We start from the raw sequence: 12643 nt of genomic DNA on the forward strand, positions 1-12643 counted from the left end.
CCAAGTAAGCCATGCATTTGCAGTTCTAAAATTCAGATGGGGTAAAAGAATCCCAACCTGAATTAAGAACTTGCTTCAAAAGTTATACACAAAAATAAGAATTATTAATAAAAAATAAGTGGATATGTGTATAATATTCCTAATATCATTGTGGATAAGTTTCATTTAATAAATTTATTAACAAGTGGATAAGTATTACAATATAATTTATAAATAGCTGTGTAAAATAAATTAGTTTTAATAAAAAATTAGCAGAAGTAAAATTTTACTTCTGCTAATTTTTTTAATGAATATCTATTTTGTTCTTTTCAGTACCTTTATCTTTTTTTGGTAACGTTACTTTTAAAACTCCATCGGCAAAGGAAGCATCTACGGCAGATTCATTAACATTATCTACATAAAAGCTTCTTTTGAATTGACCATATCTTCTTTCACGTCTTACATAATTATCTTCTTTATTTTCTATTATTTCGTCTCGCTTTGCAGAAATAGTCAAATAGTTATTTTCATAATCCAAAGCGATATCGTCTTTCTTAACTCCAGGCAAATCAGCTTCCAAAGTATAGGTATTTTCATCTTCTTTTAAATCTACTTTGAAGCCATTGGTAGTCATCATTGAAGGAGAAAAGAAGTTATCTCCTAAGAAATTATTGAATAAATCATCAAAAGCAGAACCTGTTCTTGTAACACCATTGTTTCTTCTAAAAGGAACCATATCAAACATAATATAACCTCCTTAATACTTGTAAATTTTTATATTTTATATGTTAAGGTAAGCTTATTTATTGCTTTCCTTGAGTACATCTTTATAATACAGCATAGGTCAAAGAAAGTCAAAGTATAAAAAACAGAAATTTTGCATAATATTTAAAGAAAATATTATATAGAATAATGTAAATTAGTTTCATGGAATTATTTATACGAAAATTAACTTATTTGAAGAAATTATAAGAAATATGCTGTTAACAATATATTTTTTCAATTAAGATATAAATTTCATTATAGATATACATTTATCAGGCAACAAATACTATAGATTATTAATATAGAGAACTATAAATAAGCAAATTTTAATCAAGTATTTTATATATTGTATAATTATTTGTTATAAATATTTTACTTTTTTGGTAAATAAACAAATTATGTAATTTATAATTAGAGGATTAAGTAGAAAGTTGACAATTAAATATATTATATTTATTGTATAAATGAAGGGAAGTGAAGATATGCAAGAAGTAGTACAATCGGTAGAAAGAACTTTATCAATTTTGGAAGTATTATCAGATTATGAAAATGGATTAGGGATAACTGAAATTAGCGAAAAAGTAAATCTTCATAAGAGTACAGTACATAGACTTTTAAACACTTTAATGATTAAAGATTACGTTGAACAGGATGAAGATACTAATAGATATAAGTTGACTTTAAAATTATTTGAACTTGGAAGCAAGAAAGTAGAGAATATGAATATAGCTAATGTGGCAAGGCCATTACTTCAGGAACTTATGGAAAAAACTAATGAGGTAATACATTTAGTGGTAAGGGAAGGTACTGAAATTGTATATATAGCTAAGGTGGAATCACAAAATCCAATAAGAATGTATTCAAGAATTGGTAAGAGGAGTCCTGTGTATTGTACCGCAGTAGGTAAGGCTATGTTATCTCATATGACTGATGATGAGGTGAATTTCATTTGGGATAACAGCAATATAGAAAAATTAACCGAAAATACTGTAGTTGATTTTAATAAATTTAAAGAAAATTTAAATATAATTAAGCAGCAGGGGTATTCTATTGATGAACAAGAAAATGAAATTGGAATAAGATGTATTGCCAGTCCAATATTAGATTACAGCGGGCAGGTATGTGGTGCAATTAGTATTTCGGGATCTATAATAAGTTTCAAAGAAGAAAAAATAAGTGAATTTTCAAAATTAATAACAGAATATGCTAATGAAATATCACAGGAGCTTGGATATAAAAATTAATCAGCATTATTAATACAAATTACATAGCTTTCTATTAACAGATTTATCAATAGAAAAATAAAAGCAATTAGTATATAATTTATAGTATGCCATTGGATATAGTATTAATATATGGTAGTTTAGTAAAATATATATCTACAATTAATAAATAAATATGAGTTTTTAATAAAAAAATGTTTTGAAGTATGAAACATAATTTTGTATAATGAAATATGTAAGATTTAATTGTAGTATATTTAAATTAAAAATTTATTTTCTAGAAATTTAATTATTAGGAGGATTTATAACATGATTGAAAAGTTTAATACATTATCAAGAATTGAAGAAGTTGGAGTAGTAGCAGTAGTAAGAGCAGAAAGTGAAGATGAAGCTGTAAAAATTTCAAAGGCTTGCATAGAAGGTGGAATACCTGCTATTGAAGTTACTTTTACAGTACCTGGAGCAGATAAGGTAATAACTTCTTTAAAAAATAAGTTTTCAAAAGAAGAATTAATTGTTGGTGCAGGAACTGTACTTGATAGTGAAACTGCAAGAATAGCAATATTAGCTGGTGCACAATATATTGTTAGTCCTGGATTCGATTTGGAATCTGCAAAACTTTGCAATAGATATCAAATTCCTTATATGGCTGGTTGTATGACAATAACAGAAATGATAAAGGCATTAGAAGCTGGCACAGATATTATAAAACTATTCCCTGGAAGCGCTTTTGGACCAAGTATGGTTAAAAATGTAAAAGCACCATTACCACAAGTTCCAATTATGCCAACTGGTGGCGTTAGTTTAGAAAATGTAGATCAATGGATTAAAAATGGATGTATCGCCGTTGGTGTTGGTGGACAACTTATAGAAGGAGCAAAGACAGGAAATTACGAACTAATTACAGAAACCGCAAAGAAATTTGTTGAAAAAGTAAGAGCAGCTAGAAACTAATATTAATGGAGGTGTGCTTATGGCAAAGAAAGTAGTAACTATGGGCGAATTATTATTAAGGCTCACTACACCTGGACATAGTAGATTCGCTCAAGCTAAGTCCTTTGATGCAATATATGGGGGAGCTGAAGCCAATATAGCAGTTTTTTTAGCTAATATGGGTATGGAGTCATATCTTCTAACTAAACTTCCAGATAATGAAATAGGAGATAGTGCTTTAAACTTTGTAAGAAATTATGGAGTAAAGACAGATTATATTGTCAGAGGCGGAGATAGAATAGGTATATATTTCCTTGAAAAAGGCACATCTGTTAGACCATCTAGAGTTGTATATGATAGAAAATATTCTGCCATTTGTGATATAGATGTAAATGATATAAATTTTGAAGAGGTATTTAAAGATGCAGAATGGTTTCATCTTTCAGGTATAACTCCAGCACTTGGAGAAAAAGGTATACTATTAGTGGAAAAGGCTGTTGAGTATGCTAAGAAAAAGGGTGTACATATAAGTGTAGATCTGAATTATAGAGCTAAACTTTGGAGTTATGATAAATTTGAGAGTGTAATTTCAAAATTCATAAATGATATTGATGTTTGTTTTGGATGGTTAAGTAGTGAAGAAGAAGGCGGTAAACACGAGATCGCTGACTTTGCAAAACAAGGAGTAAATTTAGAAAAATTCAAAAAGACATTTTCAAATATGAAAAAAAGGTTTAATATAAAGTATATGGTAACTACTTTAAGAGAAAATTATTCAGCTGATCATAATGCACTTTCTGCCTTAATTTACAATGGAGAAGAATTATATCAGTCAACTAAGTATGATTTTACAATAGTAGATAGGGTTGGTACAGGAGATGCTTTTGCTGCTGGTTTAATTTATAAGTTAGCTACTGAAGTAAATTATAAAGAAGCTTTAGAATTTGGAGTTGCATCAGGTGTATTTAAACACACTATAGAAGGGGACTTTAATATTTGTACAGAGGATGAAATAATGTCTCTTGTAAACGGAAATACTTCTGGTAGTGTTCAAAGGTAAATTACCATATGAGGTTTAATATATAAAGTAGGAGATTTTTTATGAGAGATGGTAGAACTAGCGATAAGGTATTGGAAAAAATAGAAGAAAAAATATTTAGTGGTGAATGGAAATCAGGACAAAAAATTATGTCTGAAACTCAACTTGCAAAAGAATTAGATGTAAGTAGAGTTTCTGTAAGGGAAGCCCTGGAAAAATTAGTAACATTAAATATTGTAAACAAAAAACAAGGTGGGGGTACTTTTGTAAATGACTTAACTCCTTTAATATATTTGAATAGCTTAATTCCTATGCTCATTTTGGATATGGATAGCTATGTAGACATATTAGAGTTTAGATTAATTACTGAACCTGAATCAGCTAGATTTTGTGCTGAGAGATGCAGTGATGATTTAATAAAGGAGCTGGAAGTATGTTACGAAAATATGGTCAGGTATAAAGATGATATTAATAAGTTTACGGAAGAGGATCTTAAATTCCATACCAAAATTTCAGAGGGTACTAATAACTCATTAATTATTAAAGTAAATAAATTATTGAGAAATGTACTTAAATACCATCAAAAGATTTTATATGAAAATCTCGGACCAAAGGGCGGGGTTACGGAACATAAGCTCATTTTGGACGCAATAAAGAATAGAGATTCAGAACTGGCTGCTATTTATACAAGAAGGCATGCACAGAGAACGTTAAATGATCTAAAAAACAACAAATTTTAACATATTACACAAATGAAAGCCATAATAAAACATCCTTATAGTATCAATTAAAATACTATAAGGATGTTTTATTATGTGGAACTAATTTCTGTAATACAAAAAAATATATTGACTAAAGGTTGTTTCAAGGGTATCATATAAATAAAGTTGTAATACAAATTATCTGTTATATAACAAAAATATGACAAAATAATACTTTCTATCTGCTTAAAATAATGATTTTATAATAAAAACTATTAAAAGTTGTATTATAAGTAATGAGGCGGAGGTGATTTTTCATGTTTAAAGATAAGAGAAAAGGTTTAGAAAATATTTAATACTATAATACATACTTGAAATTTGACAATCCCAGAGAATAAGACAATTCAGATAGTAATGTAAAATCATTTGAAAAATAGACATGCTAAAAGTATTTGATTGTATTTTTATTAGTTAATAAAATAACAATGTGTGTAAGAAGTAATTAAAATTACATCATTATTTTATATTAGATAATGAGTGATGTTTAAATAAAATAGTTATTTTATTAATGAAGATAATTTAGTTCAACATATATAATAAAAAATACATTATGAGTTTAGACGAAGAGTATTTTGACATATTTGATATCAAGCATTAGATACATATTAGGCAAACATTATTTTATATGTATATATTACATATTTTTATATAATTTTGTTAAAAAATGCCTATGATAAAGAGATTAAAAAACTTATGAATTATTTTTGGAGGGATGAGTATGCCATTATTAATAGTAGTTATCGGAGTAATTTTGTTATTATTACTTATGATAAGGTTTAAATTAAATGCCTTTGTATCATTAATTATTGTAGCTTTATTTGTTGGGATATTAGAGGGAATGCCTGCAATTAAAGTAGTAAATTCAGTACAAAATGGTGTTGGTAGCACCTTGGGACATTTGTCATTAGTTATAGGCTTTGGAGCAATGTTTGGAAAAATTATAGCAGATTCTGGTGCAGCGCAAAGAATTTCTAGAAGTCTTATAAATAAGTTTGGAGTAAAGAGAATACAGTGGGCAGTTGTTCTTACAGGATTTATTATAGGAATAGCTATGTTTTATGAAGTAGGATTTGTATTACTTATACCAATAGCAGTTTCTATTGCAGAATATACTGAATTGCCACTTATATATATAGGGTTGCCTATGGCAGTAGCACTATCTGTTACATATGGATTTTTGCCACCTAACCCAGGACCTATAGCAATAGGAACTATATATGGGGCAAGTGTTAGTTCAATTTTGATTTATGGTCTTATAATAGCTATACCTACAGTAATAGTTGCCGGCCCTGTTTTGGGTAAATTTGTAAAAATAAAGGGTGGCAATCCAGGCGGTGGTTTATTTAAGGGAAAGATTATTGATGAAGAGGATATGCCAAGTTTTTCAACTAGTGTTTTAACAGCTATAATTCCTCCTATATTGATGGCAGTTGCAGCTATAGGTGAAATTGCTATACCTAAGACATGGCCTATAAAAAATTTACTGGAATTTATAGGTAGTCCAGTTATGGCTATGCTTATATCTGTTCTAGTTGCTATGTTTACCTTGGGATTAATGAGAGGTAAAAAAATGGAAGAGTTAATGAAAGATATAGCTGAGTCAGCAAGTGGTATCGCTATGATACTATTGATAATAGGTGGCGGTGGTGCCCTAAAGCAGGTTCTTATAGATAGTGGAGTAGGTAATTATATAACTAGTATAATGGCAGGAAGCAATATATCTCCTTTGATCTTAGCATGGGTTATTGCAGCTGTATTACGACTTGCTTTAGGTTCAGCTACTGTAGCATCATTGACTACAGCAGGACTTGTATTACCACTTGTTGCTGCATCACATGTTAATCCTGCCTTAATGGTATTAGCAACTGGTTCAGGCAGTGTTATATTTTCACATGTAAACGATCCGGGATTTTGGATGTTTAAAGAATATTTTGGTCTTACTATAGGAGAGACAATAAAGTCTTGGTCTGTTGCCGAAACTGTAATTTCTGTTATGGGTTTAATTGGTGTATTGATCTTAAATGCAATATAAAAATACCTATAGTATAAGATAAATAATAGAATAAGTATTTATATTATTGTTGAAATGAATACTTAAAATAATAAATTAGAATTTGTTATTTTAAACTTAGAAAGACAGATATATTTCTATATAAAAATTAATTATAAAAATTTAAAGAAATGTATTGACTAAAAAACGTTTACAGAGTATTATATAAATAAAGTTGTAATACAAATTCATTGTTATATAACTGCAATACATAAAAATAATTAAGCATATGGTTAGAATAATGACCTTAATAGTATAAAAACTTTGCAGCTTGTAATACAAATAATTATTAAACATGAGGTGATTTAAATGTTAAAAAGTCAGGAAATAAGACAAAAAGCTCCAGAAATTGATTCATTAAGACTTGGATCAGGTTGGAAGGTTGAGGATCTTTCAAAACCACAAATAATAGTTGAGAGTAGTTATGGACATAGTCATCCAGGCAGTGCTCATTTAGATTCTCTAGTAAATGAAGTATTCGATAGCATTTATGAAAACGGTGGTAGAGGTGCTAAGTTTTTTGCTACAGATATATGTGATGGAGAAGCACAAGGTCATGATGGTATGAATTACTCACTTCCATCTAGAGATATAATGGCAAGCTTAATAGAAATACATGTTCAAGCTACTCCTTATGATGCAGGTGTATTTACAACAAGCTGTGATAAAGCTGTTCCTGCACATTTAATGGCAATTGCTAGATTAAATATGCCAGCTATATTTTTACCAGGTGGATGTATGGGCCCTGGTCCTAATCTTCTAACTCTTGAGCAGATTGGTAAATATGATGCTCAATATAAAAGAGGAGAAATAACTGAAGATCAATATAAATATTATAAACATAATGCCTGTCCTACTTGTGGAGCTTGTTCATTTATGGGAACTGCAGCAACAATGCAGGTTATGGCAGAAGCATTAGGTATAGCCCTACCAGGAACAGCATTGATTCCAACTACTTTTGACGAATTAAAAGGAGCTGCAAATAAGGCTGGAAAACAAGTATTCAAATTAATAGAGAAGGATATAAAACCTTCAGATATAATGACTAAAGATGCTTTTGAAAATGCAATTATGGTACATGCTGCTATTGCAGGATCAAGTAATACATTAATTCATATGCCAGCTATAGCTCATGAGTTGGGTATAGACATAGAACCAGAACTATTTGATGAAATTCATAAAAAGGTTCCATATATTCTTAATATAAGACCAAGTGGATTTTATCCAGGATCATATTTCTGGAATGCAGGTGGAGTACCAGCAATAATGGAAGAAATTAAAGAGTTTTTACACTTAGATGTAATGACTGTTACTGGTAAGACTTTAGGTGAGAACTTAGAAGATATAAAGAACAGTGGATATTATGAAGAACATGCTAAGTTAATTGAAAAATTAGGTGTTAAAAAAGAAGATGTTATAAAAACCAAAGAAGATCCAATACAAAAACAAGGTGCAATAGCTATTCTTAAAGGAAATTTAGCACCAGGTGGAGCTGTAGTAAAGCATTCAGCTGTATCTAAAAAATTAATGAAGGTAACTTTAAAGGCTAGAGTTTTTGACTGTGAAGAAGATGCCATACATGCAGTATTAACTAAAACTGTAAAACCTGGTGATGCTGTATTTGTAAGATATGAAGGACCTAAGGGATCAGGAATGCCAGAAATGTTCTATACTACAGAAGCAATTGCATCTGATGCAGAATTAGTAGAATCTATAGCTCTTATTACAGATGGAAGATTTTCTGGAGCAACTAGAGGACCAGCTATAGGACATGTTTCACCAGAAGCAAGTGAAGGTGGACCAATAGCATTTGTTGAAGAGGGAGATCTTATAAAAATAGATATACCTGAGAGAAGCCTAGATGTAATAGGAGTAGCTGGTGAAGAAAAGACACCACAAGAAATTGATGCTATATTAAAAGCAAGAAAAGAAAAATGGGTAAAACCAGCACCTAGATTTACTAAAGGTGTTTTGGGAATATATACAAAATGTGCAGTATCACCAATGAAAGGTGGATATATGGAGTAAATCTGTATATAAAATTTAAATTAATAGCTTGATTTGATTCTAAATTCGGTAAGTAATTTTTCAGACATTAATATCACTATAGTTCTTTCTAAAATTTTTTAGAGAAGAATTTAGCTTAATTAACGGTTGAGTTACTTACCGAATTTAATATAAATTATATTGAAAAGGTTTACTTGTGTAAATTAAAAATTATTTAGGGGGAATATTGTATGCCATTATTTATTGTACTTATAGGTGTTATATTATTGCTAGTACTTATGATTAAGTTTAAGTTAAACGGTTTTATATCGTTGATTTTTGTAGCTTTAGTGGTTGGAATTGCTGAGGGAATGTCACCAGCTAAAACTGTTACTTCTATACAAGCTGGTGTTGGAAGTACATTAGGCAGTTTAGCATTAATTTTAGGTTTTGGAGCTATGTTTGGAGAACTTATAGCAGACTCCGGAGCAGCACAGAGAATTTCAAGAAGTCTTATTAATAAATTTGGTATAAAAAGAATACAGTGGGCAGTTGTGCTTACAGGCTTTATTGTGGGGATAGCTATGTTCTATGAAGTAGGTTTTGTACTTCTTATACCACTGGTATTTACTATTGCTGAATTTGCTGAATTACCACTATTATATATAGGAGTTCCAATGGCAGCAGCACTTTCTGTTACACATGGATTTTTACCACCTCATCCAGGACCTGTGGCTATAGCTACCATATACGGTGCAAGTGTAAGTATGACTTTAATTTATGGAATTATAATAGCTATACCGACAGTAATAGTTGCAGGACCACTTTTAACTAAATTCATAAAAAAATTTGACCATAAAGCAAATAATAATCTATTTAAGACAAAAATTATTAGTGAAGAGCAGATGCCAAGTTTTTCAACTAGTGTTTTAACAGCTATTATTCCTCCTATATTAATGGCCTTTTCTGCTATATGTGAGATGACATTGGCAAAGACTTCACAACTAAGACAGTTTGCGGAATTTGTAGGAAGCCCTTTGATGGCTATGTTCATATCTATAGTAGTTGCCATATTTACCTTAGGGATAATGAGAGGTAAAAAGATGGAAGATGTAATGAAAAGTGTGGCTAAGGCAGCCAGTGGAATAGCCATGATATTATTGATAGTAGCAGGCGGTGGTGCTCTAAAGCAGGTCCTTATAGACAGTGGAGTTGGTAAATATATAGCTACAATTATGGCAGGAACAAATATATCACCTTTAATTTTAGCATGGATAATAGCAGCTATATTACGTTTGTCATTGGGTTCAGCAACAGTTGCTGCTATGACCACTGCAGGTATAGTATTACCAATGATTTCTTCAGCAAATGTTAATCCAGCACTAATGGTATTGGCAACAGGAGCAGGAAGTCTTATATTCTCTCATGTAAACGATCCAGGTTTTTGGATGTTTAAAGAATACTTTGGTCTCAGCATTGGTGAGACAATGAAATCATGGTCAACTATGGAAACAATAATTTCGGTTATGGGATTAATAGGGGTATTGATTATAAATGCAATAATATAGATAGATATTAACAAAAACAGTCATTTCACGGTTATTTGAATTTTCTATAGGATAAAGATATTATACCTAGTTTTAATTCATCTGCAAGTTCTAATATTATGCAGTAAAAAAAGATATAGAGGCAATTATAGATTGCTTCTATATCTTTTTTAGCATGTTTTTTTAGAATATATATTATTAAAGAGCATTGAGCTTATACTTATTTAGAAAAGTTAAACCATTCTTCGGCTAATAATGCATACTCATATGTGTCATTCCAAATAGGCTTTCTTTCTTCATTATATTTAAAAAATATATTCTTTAGTAAATGTCCTTCTCTTCTCATTTTTAACCTTTCTAATAACTTCCAAGAGACTGCGTTTTTAGGATTACACATAGCAATTATTCTGCGTGTGTCTAACTGTTTAAATCCATAATCTAAAATCTTTCTGCAGCTTTCCGTAGCGTAACCTTTTCCATAATATGCAGGATTAAAAACATAACCTATTTCCCATGTAAGAAATTCTTTAGGTTCTTGCTGCTGAAAATACACATTACCTATTAATTTATTATTCTCTTTTAAGCAAACAGCCCAAAAATCAGTTTGTTTTGAACGTCTTAGTGCTTCTTGTTTGCATTCCTCTTCATTGTAAATATAGTATGGCTCATACTTAACCACTGATTCCTGAGAAAGATATTCATGTAAATCTTTCCAATCATCTGCTTTAAAATTTCTAATAAAAAGTCTTTCTGTTTCCATTAATGTCATATTATAACCACTCCTCTTGTTTAATAGGAGGAATAGATGAATTACATATTTTATTCCTCCACTTTAGTCGGAGAACCACCTCATAATTGTATTCATAAAAACCACCCCTTTCTTACTATATTTGTTAAACTATACCGACAATAGTTAACTATTTCCATTATAAATTATGGTTTTAGGTTTGTACATATAAAACTAGTAACTGGTAGTTAAGGTTTTGCTTTATGGCATTACCATAGTATATTCTTTTATAATTTCTATGCTAATGATTAGATCGTAAGTTAGGTTAAGGGTGCAAAAAGAAGTGATATTCTATATTCTTCCAAATGCTTTTAAAACATTGGAATATCTGATATAATAAAGAAAAATGTATGCTTCCGTAGCACAGCTGGTAGTGCAACTGATTCGTAATCAGTAGGTCGAGTGTTCAAATCACTTCGGAAGCACCAGTGAAATCAAGGGCTTATGAAGATGAGATCCTTGATTTTTTATTTTGACGGGAAACGAGATATAAATTCAAAAGTAAATAAGGTATAATATAATTTATTTTGAAATATTTTCCATAGTAAAAAATATTATAGTTATAGATATTATAAGTTTAATTTTTAGAAAGGAGGGAGCTAATATGGAGAAAATTAAGACTGTGGATTTATATTTGGCTTCGTCAATAGGTGAAAGTATAGGGACATTTTCAGCACTATTAGTATATCAAAATAATAGTAAAATAGTATATGGAACATATGATGATATGAAATTAATTGAAGCATTACTTTTAGGATTGTCGGAGAGTTTAAAGCTCCTAAAAGAAAAGTGCAGTGTTAGAGTAAATCTATTAAGTAACAATGTTATTAGGGCTTTAATGAAAAAGAAAGCAAATATAAGTGACAAAATTATAAATAGTGCATTGGAACAGGTTAATAAGCATAATATTGAATTTATCATTGTTAAAGAAGATGATAAAAACAGAATAATTCTCGATAGAGTTAAAAGAAAGTCTAAAGAAATATCATCGAATAAAATAAAGAATAAGCAATTTATTGAACATGCTGATTATGAATATTATTCAAGACCAAAAAAAGTGGTTATATATAAATATCAAAATAGTCTAATTGGAGTTGATAATTTTAGTTACTTAGATGGTATCACTAATGATACACATGATTGGATAATACAAATTTCTAATAATTTTGGATTAAACTTATATAATTCTGTAGCTGCAACTATTAATGCTAATATTAGTAAAAAGACGCTTGATGAAATAATAAATAATTATATAGAAAAGAACAAAAATAACAGAACTTACATACGTGATAATGAAGAGAAGATAACAGAAATTTTCAAGTATGTATATTATCGGTTAAAGAATAAACGTCATAATTGAAAAATTTCAATTGTAAAATAAAAAATGGTGTTTTTTATTTACACTAGATTTATTTCTATATTCAGACTTTCACTTCTCTAATTATATTTAACCAAAGAATGCCTAGATAATTTCTTATTTCTAGTTCAGATCCACAGGGTTTTTCATTCCACAAGGAAAAGACTTTTTTTATATTTTAATATGTTTTTCTGCCACTGAACATCAGGCTTCAAA

The 12643-nt window shown here is 29.7% G+C and carries 10 protein-coding genes and 1 tRNA gene; 9 read left to right on the forward strand and 2 right to left on the reverse strand.

Annotated elements, in window-relative coordinates; genetic code table 11:
- Window positions 1–283: 283 nt before the first annotated feature.
- Window positions 284–724: a heat shock protein Hsp18 gene (gene hsp18 / locus ABF633_RS15720; RefSeq protein ID WP_415524838.1), complete on the reverse strand. Its 441-nt coding sequence runs from the start codon at window positions 722–724 to the stop codon at window positions 284–286.
- Between the two features lie 502 nt (window positions 725–1226).
- Between hsp18 and ABF633_RS15725 the strand changes: the two genes are divergently transcribed.
- From ABF633_RS15725 to ABF633_RS15755, 7 genes are all read left to right on the forward strand, one after another.
- Window positions 1227–1988: an IclR family transcriptional regulator gene (locus ABF633_RS15725; protein WP_415524839.1), complete on the forward strand. Its 762-nt coding sequence runs from the start codon at window positions 1227–1229 to the stop codon at window positions 1986–1988.
- Window positions 1989–2276: 288 nt separating this feature from the next.
- Window positions 2277–2921 carry a bifunctional 4-hydroxy-2-oxoglutarate aldolase/2-dehydro-3-deoxy-phosphogluconate aldolase gene (locus ABF633_RS15730; protein WP_415524840.1) on the forward strand — a complete coding sequence of 215 codons (645 nt, stop codon included), beginning with the start codon at window positions 2277–2279 and terminating at the stop codon, window positions 2919–2921.
- A gap of 19 nt (window positions 2922–2940) precedes the next feature.
- Window positions 2941–3960 carry a PfkB family carbohydrate kinase gene (locus tag ABF633_RS15735; RefSeq protein ID WP_415524841.1) on the forward strand — a complete coding sequence of 340 codons (1020 nt, stop codon included), beginning with the start codon at window positions 2941–2943 and terminating at the stop codon, window positions 3958–3960.
- Between the two features lie 41 nt (window positions 3961–4001).
- Window positions 4002–4679, forward strand: coding sequence for a FadR/GntR family transcriptional regulator (locus tag ABF633_RS15740; protein WP_415524842.1), 678 nt, complete (start codon window positions 4002–4004; stop codon window positions 4677–4679).
- A gap of 739 nt (window positions 4680–5418) precedes the next feature.
- The gene (locus tag ABF633_RS15745; RefSeq protein WP_415524843.1) at window positions 5419–6732 is read left to right on the forward strand and encodes a gluconate:H+ symporter; all 1314 of its coding nucleotides are present in this window, start codon (window positions 5419–5421) and stop codon (window positions 6730–6732) included.
- A gap of 327 nt (window positions 6733–7059) precedes the next feature.
- Complete coding sequence (ilvD, locus tag ABF633_RS15750; RefSeq protein WP_415524844.1) at window positions 7060–8778, forward strand: dihydroxy-acid dehydratase; 1719 nt, start codon at window positions 7060–7062, stop codon at window positions 8776–8778.
- 209 nt (window positions 8779–8987) lie between these two features.
- A complete protein-coding gene (locus tag ABF633_RS15755; protein ID WP_415524845.1) occupies window positions 8988–10304 on the forward strand; it encodes a gluconate:H+ symporter in 1317 nt (438 codons plus the stop codon).
- Between the two features lie 199 nt (window positions 10305–10503).
- On the opposite strand, the gene ABF633_RS15760 is transcribed toward ABF633_RS15755, so the two are convergent.
- The gene (locus ABF633_RS15760; RefSeq protein WP_415524846.1) at window positions 10504–11052 is read right to left on the reverse strand and encodes a GNAT family N-acetyltransferase; all 549 of its coding nucleotides are present in this window, start codon (window positions 11050–11052) and stop codon (window positions 10504–10506) included.
- A gap of 370 nt (window positions 11053–11422) precedes the next feature.
- On the opposite strand from ABF633_RS15760, the gene ABF633_RS15765 reads away from it, so the two are divergent.
- Together ABF633_RS15765 and ABF633_RS15770 are read left to right on the forward strand one after the other, a co-directional pair.
- A tRNA-Thr gene (locus ABF633_RS15765) sits at window positions 11423–11498 on the forward strand.
- A 176-nt stretch (window positions 11499–11674) separates the two neighbouring features.
- Complete coding sequence (locus ABF633_RS15770; protein ID WP_415524847.1) at window positions 11675–12430, forward strand: hypothetical protein; 756 nt, start codon at window positions 11675–11677, stop codon at window positions 12428–12430.
- The last annotated feature ends 213 nt before the right edge of the window (window positions 12431–12643 follow it).

Origin of the sequence: Clostridium sp. (assembly GCF_047718555.1) — a bacterium.
In the GTDB taxonomy this organism is placed as follows: domain Bacteria; phylum Bacillota; class Clostridia; order Clostridiales; family Clostridiaceae; genus Clostridium_I.